Consider the following 16,731-nt stretch of genomic DNA (forward strand, 5'->3'; position numbering starts at 1 on the left):
ATGATCACGAGGAGCCACGTGACGCTCGAAGACGTCGCGCGGGTGGCCGATGTGTCACTGGCCACGGCTTCACGAGTGCTCAACGGCACCACGTCCGTCCGCGACGATCTCCGTGACCGGGTGCTGGCGGCCGCGGCGGATCTGGACTACACGCCGAACGTGCACGCGCAGGCGCTCGCCGGTGTGTCCCGGCAGGTGATCGGTGTCGTCTGCCACGACGCGGGCGACCCGTACTTCGCCTCGGTCATCCGCGGTGTGCTGCGGGTGGCGGACCACAACGGCCTGCTGGTGATGCTGATGAACACGTTCCGCGATCCGGCGAAGGAGGTCGCGGCGGTGTCGGTGCTGCGCAGCCAGCGCGCCTCGGCCATCGTGCTCGCCGGATCGGCGTTCGAGGACAGGGTGTGGGAGCGGGCGCTGGCCGCCGAACTCGAGCCGTACCGCCGCGGCGGCGGCAAGGTCGGGGTGCTCACGCGGCACCGCAACCTGAAGGCCGACAGCGTGCAGCCGGGCAACCACGCCGGGGCGAAGGCGCTGGCCGCGGCCCTGCTGGGGCTCGGGCACCGCCGGTTCGCGGTGCTCACCGGTCCCCGCACGATGACCACGGTGCTCGACCGGTTCGCCGGTTTCGCCGAGGGGCTCGCCGAGGCGGGGGTCGCACTGTCCGAACGAGACGTGTTCGAGAGCGCGCCCAGCCGGGACGGCGGTTACGCGGCGGCCGGCTCGCTGCTCGCGCGCAGGCACAGGGCGACCTGCGTGTTCGCGGTGAACGACCAGATGGCGCTCGGCGCGATGACCGCGCTGCGCGAGGCCGGGCGGTCGATCCCGGGCGACATCTCCATCGCGGGTTTCGACGGTATCCCCGTCGCGCGGGATCTCAACCCGTCGCTCAGCACCGTCGCACTGCCGCTGGAGGAACTCGGCGAGCAGGTGCTGGAACTGGCGCTGGACGGAAGCCGGGGCGGGCGCAGCCGGGTGCGGCGCGTGCCGGCGGAGGTCGTGCTGCGGGAGAGCACCGCGCGCATCCGGCGCCGCCGATGACCATCCACAGTGGACCCCTGCTACTCACGGTAGAAAGTCCCGCCCGGCGAAACTCGCCGCGGCGTGCTCCGATCGACTGACTGTCGGCGCCAGTTCGGCCGAAAGCACGTCTCCGGCCCGGTCGCCGTGCCACGATGAGCCGCATGACAACGGCTTCCGAACCCCGCTGGCGAAGACTCGAGCCCGACCAGCGCAGAGAGCAGATCTTCAGCTGTGCCGCACGGCTGTTCGGAGAGCGCCCGTACGCCGTAGTGTCCACTTCGGACATAGCGGCCGAGGCCGGGGTGGCCCGTGGTCTGATCAACCACTATTTCGGGACGAAGCGGGAACTCTACCTGGCCGTGATCCGCCGTGCGGTCACGATGCCGATGCCGATGCCGGAGCGCGAGGTGGCCGGTTCACCGCATGAGCGGGCCCACGAAATGGTCGACTGGTTCCTCGACATGGTGCAAAGCCAGGGCAAGATGTGGCTGGTCGCCACTTCGGAGGGCATCGGACAGGACCATGAGGTCGACCAGATCATCATGGAGGCCGAGCGGAAATCCGCCGAACGGCTGCTGGACGCGTTCGAAGTGCCGTCCGACAGCGCGGTGCGGCCGCATTTGAACGCCGCCGTCCGCGCTTTTGCCGGAATGGTGAAAGCAGCAGGCCGCGAATGGTTGCTCCGCGGCGAACTCGACCGCGCCCAGGTGCACCTGCTGCTGTACGAGACGCTGATCACCTTGCTGGAGGACGTGTTCCCGAAGGTGCTCGACGGGGCCGTCGCTCACCGGTAGGTCAGCAGCCGTGAGACCCGCCCGTCGAAATGCGAGTGCTCGTTGAACGACACCAGCGACACACCGCTGCGCCCGGAAACCAGCTTCGTGATCCCGCCGTTGACCGTGACCCTGTTCAGCCGGAGCAGCCCCGCGTCCGGAGTCCCCAGCAACTGCCCGGCGACCGTGCCGATCACCCCGCCCGAGGTGAACACGACGGCGCTCTCGCCCTTACCCAGCAAGGAGATCAGATCCTCCAGCGCGCCGGACACGCGCGCGAGGAAGGCGGGCCAGGTCTCGGCGCACGGGCTGTCCTCCGCCGCGCCGATCCATTCGCCGAGCGCGGTGTCGAGAATCGCCTGGTAACCGCGCGAATCCGTGGCGTCTTGCGGCACGCCACCGCCGTGCCGGGCCACGATGTCGACGTGGTCGTACTCGTTCCAGCGCGGGTCCTCCTTGGCCGGGGCTTTGCTGCCCAGCCAGTCGAGCACCGTTTCGGCGGTCTTGCGCTGGCGCACGAGGGAGCCCGAACGCGCTTCGGTGAAGCGGACGTCGCGGCGCAACAACTCCGCGCCGACCACCGCGCCCTGCTCGACGCCGAGCGCGGACAGGCGATCGTAGTCCGCTTCACCGAAATTGGCCTGACCGTGCCGGATCAGGTAGATGGCACCCATACGGCCAGACTATTCACCCGTGTAGAGCAGCTTGTTCGGCGTGCCCGTGGTCGCGTTCGCGATCTTGCCGCTGGTCGCCGACGAGGTCAGCGCGTCGGAGACCTGGGCGGGCGTCGCGTCCGGATGACCGGCCAGGTAGAGCGCGGCCGCGCCGGTCACGTGCGGGGTCGCCATCGAGGTCCCGCTGATCGTGTTGGTCGCGGTGTCGCTCGTGCCCCACGACGAGGTGATGTTCACGCCCGGCGCATACAGATCGACGTCCTTGCCGTAGTTGGAAAAGCTCGCCTGCCTGTCGGTCCTGTCGCTGGCCGCGACGGTGATCGCCTGCGGGACGCGAGCCGGCGAGTAGCCGCTGGCGTCGGCGGAGTCGTTCCCGGCCGCGACGGCGAACGTGACGCCCTTCGCGATCGCGCCTTCGACGGCCTGGTCGAGCGCGTCGTCCGCGCCGCCGCCGAGGCTCATGTTGGCGACCGAGGGCCCCGACGCGTGCTGGGCGACCCAGTTGATCCCGGCGACGACCTGCTCGGTGGTCCCGCTGCCGTTCGCGTCGAGGACGCGGACCGGAACGATCTTGACGCCCTTGGCGACCCCGTACTCGCTGCCGCCGATGGTGCCCGCGACGTGCGTGCCGTGGCCGTTCTCGTCGGTCGGGTCGCTGTCGTTGTCGATGAAGTCGTAGCCACCGGACACGCGGCCGCCGAAGGTCTCGTGCGTGGCGCGGACGCCCGTGTCGATGACGTAGGCGGTCACGTTGGACGCGGTCGTGCCGTAGTTGTACGACGAGTCGAGCGGCAGGTCGTGCTGGTCGATCCGGTCCAGACCCCAGGACGGCGGGTCCTGCTGGGTGTCGGATACGTGGAAGACGTGGTTCTGCACGACGTACGCGACGTTGCTGTCGGCCGCGAGCCGCTTGGCCTCGTACTCACTGGCGTGGACCGAGAACCCGTGCAGTGCCGCGTCGAAGGTGTGCAGGATGTTCGTGTCGTAACGGCCTGCCAGCGTGCGCGAGAGGGTGTCGACGACCCCGGCCTTCTTGAGCACGACGATGTAGCTGTCGGAGACCGCGCCCGCCGTGTTCGCATCCCGGATCTGGCCTTCCTGGGCTGTCGCGGTCGCGGTGCTCGCGGCGACGGCCGCCAGTGCGACCCCGCCGACCACCAACTTCCGAGCGTTCTTCATGAACTGCCCTCCCACCCGATCTAGTGACTGCGAGGCCATGCAATCGGGTTTTCACACGTCGGGGCAATGATTCACAGTTACCAGTACTAATCCATTTGGAGCAACGCTGCTAAGTTGAAGGCGACGTGCAGCCGAAGTTCGAGGCGGAGAAGGTGGCCATTTCCGACACCGCGTTCTCGACCGCGCTGCGCACGGCGATCGCCCGCAGCGGCCTGAGCCTCGACCGCCTGCAGGCCCGGCTCCAGGCGAACGGCATCCCGGTCAGCGTGACCGCGCTCAGCTACTGGCAGTCGGGCAAGCGCCAGCCGGAACGGCAGAGCTCGCTGTCGGCCGTGCGGGTGCTCGAAGACGTCCTCGGGCTCCGGCCGGGCGAGCTGCTGAGCCTGCTGCCCCCACCGCGCCCGCGCGGACACGCCCGGCGCCGGGCCGAGCCGGTGAACTTCCCGGTCGAGGCGCTGCGCGCGCTGCTCGAGCGCGTGGGCGCACCGCACGCGCTCGAGCAGCAGCACCGGCTCACCCTCGCCAGCCTGCACGACCGGTGCGAGATCGCGGCGGACGGCGGCCAGCGCTCGATGACGGCGCGGACGGTGTTCCGGTCCACTGCGGACGGTCAGGGCCGGTGGCTGCTCGTGTACGACCACGGCGGCGCCCAGACCGGTCCGCCCCGGTTGCACGCCCTGCGCAACTGCCGGGCCGGGCGGGTCGAGATCGATCTGGAGCACGGGCTGACGGCCGCGGAGCTGATCTTCGACCGGTCGATCGACCGCGGCGAGACGCACCTGATCGAGTACACGCTCACCAACGCCGGTCCGCCGTATCCGGAATGCTCGAACACCTACTACCGCGAGTTCCGCCGCCCGGTCCGCGAGTACCTGCTGGAGATCCAGTTCGACGCGTCCCCCGAGCGGTGCTGGCAGTACGAGCGCGCCGGCGACACCGAGGACACCCGGGATCTGCGGCTGGATGCCGGCGGCGGGGTGCACGCCGTGGCACTGGACTTCGGGCCCGGCGTGTTCGGGATCGGCTGGCGGTGACCGGCTACGCCAGTTCGTTCCGCAGCACCTTCCCCGTCGCGTTCCGCGGCAGCCGCTCCAGGAATTCCACATCCCGGGGCACCTTGTACCGGGCGAGGTTCGACTTCACGTAGTCCCGCACGACCTCGGCGCGCAGATCGCTGCCGCCGGCACGGACGATGAACGCCTTCAGCCGCTGCCCGAACTCCGCGTCGGGCACCCCGATCACCGCCGCTTCGAGCACGTCCGGTCGTTCCACCAGCAGGTTCTCCACCTCGACCGGGAACACGTTCTCCCCGCCCGACACGATCATCTCGTCGTCGCGGCCGTCGATGAACAGCAAGCCGCCTTCGTCGAAATGCCCGACGTCGCCGGTCGAGAGGAGGCCGTCGATCAGCTCCTTGTTCCGCCCGTCCGTGTACCCCTGGAAGCTCAGCCCGCTCCCGACGAAGACCCTGCCCGTCACACCGGGGCGGGTGATCCGGCGCCCGTGCGCGTCGTACAGGGCGACCCGGCAGCCGACCGGTGGCCGGCCGACGGTGCCGGGCGCCTTCCGCCAGTCCTCGGGCGTCGCGACGGTCGCGACCGCCACCTCGGTCGAGCCGTACAGGTTGTGGATCACGTCGCCGAACGCCTCGGTCGCGCGGTTGCCCAGGTCCGGCGACAGTGCCGAGCCCGCGAGGAAGATGATCCGCAGCGAGGAGGTGTCGTACTTGCGCAGCACGTCCGGCCCGAGGTCGACGATCCGCTGCAGCATCGTCGGCACGAGGACGAGCGCGGTGCACCGGTTCTCCTCGACCCCCCGCAGCGTCTCCTCGGGGTCGAACCGGCGCCGCATCACGACCTTGCAGCCCAGCGCATACGACAGGATGAACTGCGAAACCCCGGTGCCGTGGAAGATCGGCGCGCCGAGGTACGTGCATTCCCCCGCCCGCAACGGGACCCGGTCCAGGAACTGCGCCGAGTCGAACAGCGAGGTGCGCTCGCGCGGGGCTCCCTTCGGCGTGCCGGTCGTACCGCTGGTGAGCAGCACGAACCCGCCACGCCGCTCCGGATAGGGCACCGGGCGGTCGTCGGTGCTCGCGATCAGCTCGTCCAGTACCGGGATGCCGTCCAGCACGTCGTCGGTGTCCACCCAGGCCAGGTAGCGCTCGACGCCGGCGGGGACGCCGGACAGCAGCTGGGTGAACTCCTGGTCGTAGATGAGTGCCGTCGCCTTCTCCCGCATGACTACGTCGGCCAGTTGCCCGCGGCCGAAACCGGTGTTCAGCAGGAGCAGGCGCACGCCCAGCTTGCCGGCGGCGCACATCGACAACACCAGGCCGCGGTGGTCCCGGCACAGCGCGGCGACCACGGTGCCCGGCCGTATCCCCCGTGACTCCCACGCCCGCGCGAGCGCGTTCGACTGCATATCGAGCTGCTTGAACGTGAGCGGACCGCGGTCGTCGACGAGGCCGACCGCATGCGGGGCACGCCGGGCCGCGACCTGCGCGGCGGCCGCGAACGGGCCGATCTTGCGCATCGCGACCAGGGCGAACAGGCCTTCGTCCACTCTCGGGAAGGGAATCAGGCCCGCCTTCCACATCACCTCGATGCTGCGAGCGGTTTCCGTCACCTTGCCGAGGAGCATGGCACCTCCGTTGGGCCGACCGCGGGAACGAACCTACCGGACAGTAGCGAAACACCGGCTATGTGGCCAGGGTCGCATCGAATACTGCGGCGCGGAGCGTCTCCATGAGGGGTGGTGGTCGGGTGAGGGGCTGGCGGTCGGTACCTACGGGCAGAATCGTCTCGTGTACATCTTCGTCGGCCAGGAGGAGAACGGCAGCTATCCGGTGCTGGAACCCTCCGGTCGGCGCAGCGTCGACCTCGCCGGGCTCGCGGCGCTGGAGCAGGAGCACCAGCCGCGCTGGGTGTTCGCGTCGGTCGAGCGGCTGTACCCGGAACTGGTGCGCGGCGGCCTTCGGATCAGCCGCTGCCATGACCTGTCGCTCGCCGAGGGGCTGTTGCTGGCCTACGAGGGCAGCAGTGGTCCCCGTGGCCTGGCCGCCGCCTTCGCCAGGGCGAACGGGCTCGAGCCGCCGCCGGATGAGCCCGCGCACGCCGACTTGCAGCCGGCGCTGTTCGAGACTCGCGGATCGGGCCTGCCGGCCGGCGTCGCGGAGGTCGACGCGGCGAAGGCGGTGCTGGCCGAGCAGGAGCGGCGCATCGGCAAGAGCGAGCATCCGGACCGCCTGCGGTTGCTGATCGCGGCCGAGTCGGCGAGCGCGCTGGTAGCCGCCGAGATGACGCACGACGGGCTGCCGTGGCGGCCGGACATTCACGACGCCTTGCTGACGGAGATCCTCGGGCCGCGCGTGCCGGCCGGGCAACGGCCGAAGAAGCTGGTCGAACTCGCGGCGCGGGTGAGCGAGGCGTTCGGCGGCAAACCGGTCAACCCGGACAGTCCGGCTTCGATCGTCCGCGCGTTCAGCCGCGAGGGCATCTCGGTCGCCTCGGCGCGGGCGCATGTGCTGCGCGGCGTCGACCATCCGGCGGTGGGGCCGCTGATCGAGTACCGCGAGCTGTCGCGGCTGTACTCGGCGAACGGCTGGGCGTGGCTCGACGAGTGGGTGCGGGGTGGCCGGTTCCGTCCGGCGTGGGTGGTCGGCGGAGTGGTCTCGGGGCGCTGGGCCAGCCAGGGTGGCGGCGCGCTGCAGATCCCGAAGACGCTGCGGGTGTGCGTGCGCGCGGATCCGGGGTGGAAGCTCGTGGTCGCGGACGCGGCCCAGCTCGAACCGCGGATCCTGACCGCGCTGTCCGGGGACCGCCGGCTGGCGGAGGTGTCGGCGTCGACGGACCTGTATGCGCGACTGGCCGAGGCGATGTTCCCGGTGGCCGACGAGAAGTCGCGCGGCCGGGCGAAGATCGCGATGCTGTCGGCGATGTACGGTGGCACCGCGGGCGAAGCGTCCTCCCTGCTTGCCTTGCTGCGTCAGCGTTTCCCGGATGCAGTGTCCTATGTGGAGCGCGCGGCGCAGGCCGGTGAGCGTGGGGAGCGCGTGCGATCGCGGCTGGGCCGAACGTCGCCCGCGCCTTCGGAGGCGTGGCGGGCGCTGACCGGCGCCGCCGAGGACGACGGCCGCGCCCGCCAGGCGGCGCGGAACTGGGGCAGGTTCACGCGGAACTTCGTGGTCCAGGCGAGCGCGGCGGATTTCACCGCCGTGCTGCTCGCCACGCTGCGCCGCCGCCTGCCGGCGCCCGCGCACCTGGTCTTCTTCCAGCACGACGAGGTGATCGTGCACGCGCCGGACTCGATTGCCGGGCAGGTGCCCGCGCTGATCGAGTCCTCGGTCGCGGAGGCGTCCGCGCTGATGTTCGGCCCTTCGTGCCCGGTGCACTTCCCCATGCACACCGCCGTCGCCGACACCTACGCCGACGCAAAATAACCCTCAGGCGGAGTCCAGGGCTTTGAGGACGCGTTTGAAGGAGACCGGGTGGGCGGTGCCGAGTGTTTGGGCGAAGTAGCTGACCCGCAACTCCTCCAGCATCCAGCGCACGTCCTCCAGCGCCGGGCCCGGGCGCACGCCGGGCGGCAGCGCGTCGACCGCGCTCCGGTACTCGTCCCGCAGCCATTGCACGTCCTGCATCAGCTCGATGTCCTTCGCCGCCGCGTTGCCCAGTTTGTCGATCCGGCGCTCGATCGCCCGCAGGTAGCGAACGAGGTTCGGCAGGCGGTCGAAGCCCGTCTCGGTCACGAAACCGGGGAACACCAGGGAATCCAGCTGCTGCCTGATGTCCGCGAGGGATTCCGCGGGGCCTCGCGCGTCGGCCAGGCGGGCCTCCACGTCGTTGGCCGCGCGCAGGGTTCGCTCCACTTCGGACAGTACATCGAGGACAACGGGGTTCACGCCGCCGCGAACCTTCTCCAGGAGCACCGCGAACCCGGCTTCGTCCCAGACCGGGCCGCCGTTGTCGGCGATGAGCTTGTCCACCGCGCAGTTCACGCAGTCCTCGAGCAACCCAGCGACACTGCCATGCGGATTCCGCCCGAGCACCAGCTTCGCGGAGTTGGACAGGTTGCGGCTGATGAACTTCATCGGTGACGGCAGGTTCAGCCGCAACAGCTTCCTCGTCCCGAGCCACATCTGCTGCCGCTGCTCGACGGGCGTGTCGAGCATCCGCACGGCCACCGTTTCGCCCTCGTCGACGAGCGCGGGAAACGCTTTCACCTCGTGCCCTCGCCGGGTGCTCGCGAAGACCTGCGGCAGCTCACCGAACGCGGGCCTGGTGAGCCCCGCACGCTCGATACTATTCGCGGCCTTCGAGATCGTCGCCCGGACCTGACCGCTCAACTGCTGTTTCAGCGCCGCGAGATCCTTGTCCTCACGCAGTTTCCGGCCCTTCTCGTCCACCACGCGGAAGGTGACGCGAAGGTGATCGGGAACCTCGCCCCAGGCGTCCGGTGACACCGCCACCCCGCGCAGTTCCTCCAACTGCCCCGCCAGCACGTCGAGCAGCGGGCCGTCCGCCGGCGAAACCCGGGACAGGACGTACTTCGCGGTGTCCGGCGCGGGCACGAAGTTCCGCCGCAGCTGCTTCGGCAGGGCCTTGACCAGCGCGGTCACCAGCTCTTCACGAAGCCCCGGCACCTGCCAGTCGAACCCGTCGGTCGTGATCTGGTTCAACACCGGCAACGGGATGTGCGCCGTCACGCCGTCGGCGTCGGCGCCCGGCTCGAACTGGTAGGTCAGTGCCAACCGCTGCGAACCCTGCACCCACAGGTCGGGGTAGTCGGACTCGCGGACCTGCTCGGCGGAGGCGTTGATCAGCATGGCCTTCTCGAAGTTGAGCAGGTCCGGCTGAGCGCTCCGCTCCTTCTTCCACCAGCTGTCGAAATGCCGCCCCGACACCACTTCCTCGCCGACGCGCTGATCGTAGAACTCGAACAGTGTCTCGTCGTCGACCAGCAGATCCCGCCTCCGGGCCCGGTTCTCCAGATCCTCGACCTCGTCGAGCAGCGCCCGGTTCTCGGTGAAGAACCTGTGGTTGGTGTCCCAGTCGCCCTCGACCAGCGCGTGCCGGATGAACAGCTCGCGCGAGAGCTCCGGATAGATCCGGCCGTAGTTCACCTTGCGGCTGGCCACGAGCGGCACGCCGTACAGCGTCACCCGCTCGTTGGCCATCACCGCGCCGCGTTTGCGCTCCCAATGCGGTTCGGAGTAGTTGCGCTTGACCAGATGCTGCGCGAGCGGCTCGACCCACTCTGGCTCGATCCGGGCGTTCACCCGCGCCCACAACCGGGACGTCTCGACCAGCTCGGCCGAAATCAGCCAGCGCGGCTGCTTCCGGAACAGCGCCGAACCCGGGAAGACCGCGAACCGCGCGCCGCGAGCGCCCAGGTAGTCACCCTTGTCCGGATCCTTCAAGCCGAGATGCGACAGCAGGCCCGCGATCAGGGACGTGTGCACGCGCTGCGGTTCCGCGGGCTCGTCGTTGAGCGTGATGCCGAGCGGTTTGGCCAGCTGCCGCAGCTGGCTGTAGATGTCCTGCCATTCACGCACGCGCAGGTAGTTGAGGAACTCCGCGCGGCACAGCTTGCGGAACTGGCTGTTCGAAAGCGCTTTCTGCTGCTCCCGCAGGTACTCCCACAGGTTGAGGTAGGCGAGGAAATCCGAGGTCTTGTCGGCGAAGCGGGCGTGCTGCTGGGCGGCCTCCTGCTTGTCCGCGGGCCGCTCGCGCGGGTCCTGAATGGACATTCCGGCTGCGATGATCATGACTTCGCGGGCACAGCCGTTCTTCGCGGCTTCGAGCACCATCCGGCCCAGCCGTGGGTCGACCGGCAGCTGCGCCAGGCCACGCCCGGTCTCGGTGAGCTTCCCGGACTCCAGCGCGCCCAGCTCCAGCAGCAGCTGCACGCCGTCGGTGATCTGGCGGCCGTCCGGTGGTTCGACGAACGGGAACGCCGCGATGTCACCGAGCCCTAGCGCGGTCATCTGCAGGATCACCGAAGCGAGGTTGGTGCGCAGGATCTCCGGATCGGTGAACTCGGGCCGCGACTCGAAATCCGCTTCCGTGTACAGCCGGATGCAGATACCGTCGGAGGTGCGGCCACAACGGCCCTTGCGCTGGTTGGCCGAGGCCTGCGACACGGGCTCGATCGGCAGCCGCTGCACCTTGGTGCGGTGGCTGTAACGGGAGATCCGCGCCGTGCCCGGGTCGATGACGTACTTGATGCCCGGCACGGTGAGCGAGGTTTCGGCGACGTTCGTGGCCAGCACGATGCGCCGTCCGGTATGGCGCTGGAACACGCGATGCTGATCCCCGGCCGACAATCGCGCGTACAGCGGGAGGATCTCCGTGTTCCGAAGGTCCCGTTTGGACAGTGCGTCCGCGGTGTCGCGGATCTCCCGCTCGCCGGAGAGGAACACCAGGATGTCGCCGGGCCCTTCGCCGCACAGCTCGTCGACGGCGTCGGAGATCGCCGTGACCTGATCCCGGTCTTCATCGGGCTGATCCGGATCGACGATCGGGCGGTAGCGGACCTCGACGGGATAGGTGCGCCCGGACACCTCGACGATCGGCGCGTTACCGAAGTGCTCCGCAAACCGCTCGGGGTCGATCGTCGCGGAGGTGATGATCACCTTGAGCTCGGGCCGGCGCGGCAGGAGCTGTTTGAGATAGCCGAGCAGGAAGTCGATGTTGAGGCTGCGCTCGTGCGCCTCGTCGATGATCAGCGTGTCGTACTGGCGGAGCATCCGGTCGGTCTGGATCTCGGCGAGCAGGATGCCGTCGGTCATCACCTTGACCAGCGTGCCGTCGCCGCTGGTGTCGGTGAACCGGACCTTGTAGCCGACCGTCGAGCCCAGTTCCGTGCCCAGTTCGCTCGCGATGCGTTCGGCGACCGTGCGGGCGGCCAGCCGCCGGGGCTGCGTGTGCCCGATCTGACCGCGCACGCCGAGGCCCAGTTCGAGGCAGATCTTCGGCAGCTGAGTGGTCTTGCCCGATCCGGTCTCGCCGGCGACGATCACGACCTGGTTGTCCCGGATCGCGGCCGCGAGATCGTCCTTGCGCCGGCTGACCGGCAGCTCCGCGGGGTACGTGATCTTCGGCCGGCTTTCGCGGCGCAGCCGCATACGCTGCTCCGCCGCTTCGACATCCGCCGCGATCTGCCGCGCCACGCGCTCGGGATCCCGAGCCTTGCGGGCACCCTCGAGCCGGCGGCGGAGCCGGTGCTCGTCGCGCAACATCAACTCGGGCAGCCTGGCCCGCAGTTCGGCAAGGGGGGATCGCGTGGACATACGGTCACCAGGATAGCGCCGCGTGATCGCACTAGTGTTTCGTGATCTTGTTGTCTTTGCGCGCGGGTGTGTTTGTTCGCCAGGCTACTGAGTTGGCCCTTGGCGTCGCTGAGTTGGCTCGGGGCGTTATCGAGTTGGCCGGCCGCTGTCGCCTAGGGCAAAGTCAGCGACCGGACCAGCCAACTCGACACCGCAGCGGACAAACCCACCGACCCTACGGGCAAACACAGCAACGTAAACCGGACAGGATCACACGACACTAGCCTGCGAATATGCCGGACCTCGCAGCCGACGCGGCGCGCCTCGGGTTGCCGCCGGTGGTCGCCACGGAGCGGCTGACCGGCGGTTATCGCGACGACAACACCAGGCTGGACTGCGCGGACGGCTCGCGGTACGTGCTCCGCCGGTACTCCCACGGCGACCGCGCCGAGGTCGAGGCCGCACTGGCGCGGCTGGTGTCCGGCGCGGTTCCGGTCGCATCCGTCGTCGCGGTGGAGCCGGGCCTGCTGGTCACCGAGTTCGTGCCAGGCACGCCGGTGGACGTGCTGGTGCACGGATCCCGTCTCCCGAAGCGCGCCGACTCGGAGAGGAGGCCGGGCGCGTGCTGAAGGCGATCGGCACCTTCGAGTTCGCCCGGCCCGGCTTCTTCGAGGACGCCCGCCTCGACCCGTCCTGGCTGCCCGGCGAGCTGCCGGACTTCATTGCCACATGCCTGGAAACCATGGCGCCGGGCTGGAATCTCGACGCCGCCGAGCGGAAGCGTCTGCTCGCCCGCGCCGAACGCTACGCACCGCTCGTGGCCGCGGTGGCCGGAGCCGCGCGCCTCGTGCATTCGGACTACAACCCGAAGAACCTCCTGGCGCGGCGCGAAGGCCGCGGCTGGCGCATCACCGCCGTACTCGACTGGGAGTTCGCCTTCAGCGGTTGCCCGCTCACCGACGTCGGCAACATGCTGCGGTTCGGGGACACGCCCTTCACCGATGGACTCGTCGACGGAGCCGAGCCGCTCCCCGCCGGCTGGCGCGAGACGGCCCGCGCGCTCGCGGATTTCCTGACCCGGCCGCCGCGGGAGCCCGCGCTGCGGGCCGTGCTCAGCTCCGCTGGAGAGCCGCCGGCGTCAGCTCACCGGGCGTCCGGTAACCGGCCAGGCCCAGCGTGAGCTCGAACTCCGCGAGCAGGCTGCGCAGCACGTGCCGCACCCCGTCCTCGCCGCCGAGGCCCAGCCCGTAGACGAACGGCCGCCCGAGCAGCACGGCCTTCGCACCCAGCGCGAGCGCCTTGAACATGTCCGCGCCGGTGCGCACACCCGAATCGAACAGCACCTCGACCTGCTCACCGACCGCCTGCGCGATACCCGGCAGCGCCTCCAGCGCCCCGAGCGCCCCGTCGACCTGCCGCCCGCCGTGGTTGGACACGACGACCCCGTCCATCCCGGCGTCGACCGCGCGCCGGGCGTCGTCGACGTGCTGGATGCCCTTGAGCAGGATCGGCCCGTCCCACAGCGCACGCAGCGACGGCAACTGGTCCCAGCCGTGGTCGGTGCCGGTGAACATGCCGACCCAGTGCAGGATCGCCGTGGGCTGGTCCTCTTCGGGCGTCTTCTCCAGCCGGGCGCGGAAGGCCGGGTCGGACATCGCGATCGCGGTGCCCTCGTTCCGGATGAACGGCAGGTACGCGCGGTCCAGATCCTGCGGGCGCCAGGCGAGCGTCCAGGTGTCGAGGGTGACGACGAGCGTGGTGTACCCGGCCTTGCGCGCCCGCTCGAGGATGCTCGCGCAGACGTCCTGGTCATTGGGCCAGTACAGCTGGAACCAGCGCGGTCCATCGCCGTTCGCGTCCGCGACCTGCTCGATCGTCCGTGACGACGCGGTGGACAGGATCATCGGCACACCGAGGCCGGCCGCGGCCCGCGCGGTCGCGAGCTCGGCTTCGGGATGCACGATCGACTGCACGCCGACGGGGGCAAGCAGCACCGGTGCCGGCAACGCGGTGCCGAACAGCGTCGTGCTCAGGTCACGATCGGTCGCGCCGGTGAGCATCCGGGGCACGATCTTCCAGCGGTCGAAGGATTCGCGGTTGGCACGCATGGTCGCGCCGGCGCCCGCGGCACCGGCCACATACCCGAGCGCCTCGGGGGTGAGCACCCCACCGGCGGCCTCCTCGAGCCTGCTCAGATCCGTCGTCATGGCCGGGGTCGCGCCGCCCAGCCCCTGCAGGTAGATCTCGTTCTGGTAGCCACCGAATCGCCCGGCCACGCCCGCACCTCCTCGTCGACGCTGGCCGCAGCCTACGGGTTCGGCCGGCCGGCCGCCGCCGAGCCGGCCACACGCAGGAATAGAAACGATGTCGCGGTCGTTCGGCGTGGGCGAGGACGGGAGACCTTTGGTGAAGACCAGCCACCGCTTGCGCTACATGCTCATCCTCGGCAGTCTCACAGCCTTCGCGCCGCTGTCGATCGACATGTACGTGCCCGCCCTGCCCCAGATGACGGGCGATCTGCACGCCTCCGACGCGGTACTGCAGCTCACCTTGACCGGGTTCATCATCGGGCTCGCACTCGGGCAACTCGTCGTCGGCCCGATCTCGGACTCGGTCGGGCGCCGGAAACCCTTGCTCGCCGGGCTCGCGCTGTACGCCGGATCGTCGGTGCTGTGCGCGCTGAGCCCATCGATCGAACCGCTCATCGGCGCCCGCCTCGTGCAGGCGCTCGGTGCCGCGGCGGGCATCGTGATCGCGCGCGCGATCGTGCGGGATCTGTTCTCGGGTACGTCGATGACCAAGTTCTTCTCGATGCTGATGCTCGTCAGCGGTCTGGCCCCGATCCTCGCGCCGGTCGTGGGCGCGCAGCTGCTGCGCCTGACTTCGTGGCGCGGGGTGTTCGTGGTGCTGACCGTGTTCGGCGCGGTGCTGCTGTTCGCGACCGTGCTCGGGCTGCCCGAGCCGCTGCCGCCCGAACGCCGCAGCGCCAATCGCCTCGGCGCCACGCTGCGCACCTACGGCCGGTTGCTGGCCGACCGGCCGTTCCTCGGCTACGCCCTGTCCGGGGCGCTGATGTTCGCCGGCCTGTTCGCCTACGTGTCCGCGTCCTCGTTCGTGCTCCAGGACATCTACGGCCTGAGCCCGCAGGAGTTCAGTTTCGTGTTCGGCGCCAACGGGGTCGGGATCGTACTGGCCGGGCAGCTCAACGGCCGCCTCGTCGGCCGGTTCGCCGAACGAGGGCTGTTGAGCGCCGGACTTGTCACCTCCGCGGTCGGCGGGATCGGGGTGCTCGTCGCGACGATGTTCACGCTGCCGCTGCCCGCGCTGCTGATCCCGTTGCTGCTCCTGGTTTCGAGCATCGGCATGGTGATGCCGAACGCGTCCTCGCTCGCGCTGGCCGAGCACTCGACGACCGCGGGCGCGGCGTCGGCCCTGCTGGGCGTGCTGCAGTTCGCGATCGGCGGGCTGGCGACGCCGCTGGTGGGCATCGGCGGCGGCGCGTTGTCGATGGGTGTGGTGATGGCGTGCTTCGCCGTCGCCGCACTGGTCATCCACTTGACGGTGACTAGGCGAGCGCCGGAAGGTCAGCCTCTCGAAGCTGTTCGGGTGTGACCGCCACCTGCCCGTCCACCAGGGCTTTCAGCGCGTCACCGGCATCCCAGACGTTCACGTTCATCGCCGCCGTCACCTGCCCGGCCCGCAACCAGAACGCGATGAACTCCCGCTTCGCGAGATCCCCGCGCACGACGAGCCGATGTGTGTCCACATTGGCCAGTCCGCGGTACTCGCAGCCGAGCGAGTACTGATCGCTGAAGAAGTACGGCGACCGCAGGTACGGTTCCTCGCCGCCGAGAAGGTTCGCCGCGACGTGCTCGCCCTGGTTCTTCGCGTTCGCCCAGTGTTCGACCCGCACACGCTTGCCGTAACGCGGGTGGAACTGCGACGCGATGTCGCCGACCGCGTACACCTCGGGCGCCGACGTGCGCAGGGTCGCGTCGACGGCGACGCCACCGTCGTCGGCCAGGTCGAAACCCGCCGCGTGCGCCAGTTCGACGCGGGGAGCCGCGCCGACGGCGACGAGCACGAGATCCGCGGCGAGCGAGGTCCCGTCGGTCAGGCGCACCGCGCCCTCCTCGATCCCGGCGACGCCCGTCCCGAGCCGCCAGTGCACGCCGTTTTCGCTGTGCAGCTCCTGGAACACGCCGGCGACCTCGGGCCCGAGCACCGTGAGCAGCGGCGCGGCGACCTGGTCGACGACCGTCACGTCGACCCCGTGCCGCCGCGCGGCGGCCGCGGCCTCCGTCCCGATCCAGCCCGCGCCGATGATCACCAGGCGCTCGATGGTCGCGAACGCGCCGCGCAGCGCGAGCGAATCGTCGAGCGTCCGGAGCGTGCGGACGCCGGGCTGGTCGGCGCCGGGCATCATGCGCGGCTGCGAGCCGGTCGCCAGCAACAGCCGATCGAAGGAATGCTCGTCGCCGTTGCTGTCGACCACCATCCGGGCGCCGCGGTCGATGTGGGTCGCGCTCGTGCCGGCGCGCAGGTCGATGCCGTGCTCGCGATAGAACCCCTCGTCGCGCACCCAGTCGGGCTCGTCGGTGTCGCCCAGTAACAGGCCTTTCGACAAGGGCGGCAACTCGTACGGCCGGTGCTGCTCGGCACCCAGGACCACGAGTTCGCCGTCATAACCCCGCCCACGCAGTGTGGCGGCCGCCGTGGCGCCGCCGAGGCCGGCGCCGATGATGACGATTCGCCGCGGGTCGGACATCAGGCTCTCCCTTCGCCGGTGACTCGGCTCACGTTAGGCGTT

Annotated in this window: 13 protein-coding genes; 7 read left to right on the forward strand and 6 right to left on the reverse strand. The window is 70.0% G+C overall.

All coding sequences use genetic code 11. The annotated features are described in order from the left end of the window. Together FG385_RS28850 and FG385_RS28855 are read left to right on the forward strand one after the other, a co-directional pair. Entirely contained in the window at positions 1-1,041 is a 1,041-nt protein-coding gene (locus FG385_RS28850; RefSeq protein ID WP_139099959.1) for a LacI family DNA-binding transcriptional regulator, read from the forward strand. A 143-nt stretch (positions 1,042-1,184) separates the two neighbouring features. Next, positions 1,185-1,817 (forward strand): TetR/AcrR family transcriptional regulator, encoded by a 633-nt coding sequence (locus tag FG385_RS28855; protein WP_139099960.1) that lies wholly within the window; start codon positions 1,185-1,187, stop codon positions 1,815-1,817. Here FG385_RS28855 and FG385_RS28860 read toward each other — a convergent pair. Both FG385_RS28860 and FG385_RS28865 read right to left on the reverse strand, forming a co-directional pair. Beyond that, positions 1,808-2,470, reverse strand: coding sequence for a histidine phosphatase family protein (locus FG385_RS28860; protein WP_139099961.1), 663 nt, complete (start codon positions 2,468-2,470; stop codon positions 1,808-1,810). The two genes, FG385_RS28855 and FG385_RS28860, sit on opposite strands and share 10 nt — an antisense overlap. 9 nt (positions 2,471-2,479) lie before the next feature. After that, positions 2,480-3,649, reverse strand: coding sequence for a S8 family peptidase (locus FG385_RS28865; RefSeq protein WP_139099962.1), 1,170 nt, complete (start codon positions 3,647-3,649; stop codon positions 2,480-2,482). A gap of 125 nt (positions 3,650-3,774) precedes the next feature. Between FG385_RS28865 and FG385_RS28870 the strand changes: the two genes are divergently transcribed. Beyond that, positions 3,775-4,683 (forward strand): hypothetical protein, encoded by a 909-nt coding sequence (locus FG385_RS28870; protein ID WP_200834707.1) that lies wholly within the window; start codon positions 3,775-3,777, stop codon positions 4,681-4,683. 4 nt (positions 4,684-4,687) lie between these two features. Here FG385_RS28870 and FG385_RS28875 read toward each other — a convergent pair whose 3' ends face one another. Continuing rightward, a complete protein-coding gene (locus FG385_RS28875; RefSeq protein WP_139099963.1) occupies positions 4,688-6,292 on the reverse strand; it encodes an acyl-CoA synthetase in 1,605 nt (534 codons plus the stop codon). 163 nt (positions 6,293-6,455) lie between these two features. On the opposite strand from FG385_RS28875, the gene FG385_RS28880 reads away from it, so the two are divergent. Beyond that, positions 6,456-8,090, forward strand: coding sequence for a bifunctional 3'-5' exonuclease/DNA polymerase (locus tag FG385_RS28880; RefSeq protein WP_407645562.1), 1,635 nt, complete (start codon positions 6,456-6,458; stop codon positions 8,088-8,090). 3 nt (positions 8,091-8,093) lie between these two features. Here FG385_RS28880 and hrpA read toward each other — a convergent pair whose 3' ends face one another. Further along, on the reverse strand, positions 8,094-11,891 hold the full coding sequence (hrpA, locus tag FG385_RS28885) for an ATP-dependent RNA helicase HrpA (RefSeq protein WP_235022859.1): 3,798 nt from the start codon (positions 11,889-11,891) through the stop codon (positions 8,094-8,096). Between the two features lie 323 nt (positions 11,892-12,214). Between hrpA and FG385_RS35090 the strand changes: the two genes are divergently transcribed. Both FG385_RS35090 and FG385_RS28890 read left to right on the forward strand, forming a co-directional pair. Beyond that, complete coding sequence (locus FG385_RS35090; RefSeq protein WP_235022856.1) at positions 12,215-12,550, forward strand: hypothetical protein; 336 nt, start codon at positions 12,215-12,217, stop codon at positions 12,548-12,550. After that, complete coding sequence (locus tag FG385_RS28890; protein WP_235022860.1) at positions 12,499-13,101, forward strand: phosphotransferase; 603 nt, start codon at positions 12,499-12,501, stop codon at positions 13,099-13,101. The genes FG385_RS35090 and FG385_RS28890 overlap by 52 nt, the downstream gene beginning before the upstream one ends. On the opposite strand, the gene FG385_RS28895 is transcribed toward FG385_RS28890, so the two are convergent. Further along, entirely contained in the window at positions 13,034-14,197 is a 1,164-nt protein-coding gene (locus FG385_RS28895) for a lactate 2-monooxygenase (protein WP_139099967.1), read from the reverse strand. The two genes, FG385_RS28890 and FG385_RS28895, sit on opposite strands and share 68 nt — an antisense overlap. An 88-nt stretch (positions 14,198-14,285) precedes the next feature. On the opposite strand from FG385_RS28895, the gene FG385_RS28900 reads away from it, so the two are divergent. Next, positions 14,286-15,533: a multidrug effflux MFS transporter gene (locus FG385_RS28900; protein WP_139099968.1), complete on the forward strand. Its 1,248-nt coding sequence runs from the start codon at positions 14,286-14,288 to the stop codon at positions 15,531-15,533. Here the strand turns inward: FG385_RS28900 and FG385_RS28905 are convergent. Beyond that, on the reverse strand, positions 15,487-16,689 hold the full coding sequence (locus tag FG385_RS28905) for an NAD(P)/FAD-dependent oxidoreductase (RefSeq protein ID WP_139099969.1): 1,203 nt from the start codon (positions 16,687-16,689) through the stop codon (positions 15,487-15,489). The two genes, FG385_RS28900 and FG385_RS28905, sit on opposite strands and share 47 nt — an antisense overlap. Positions 16,690-16,731 lie beyond the last annotated feature (42 nt).

The sequence above is a fragment of the Amycolatopsis alkalitolerans genome (genome assembly GCF_006152065.1).
GTDB lineage: Bacteria > Actinomycetota > Actinomycetes > Mycobacteriales > Pseudonocardiaceae > Amycolatopsis_E > Amycolatopsis_E alkalitolerans.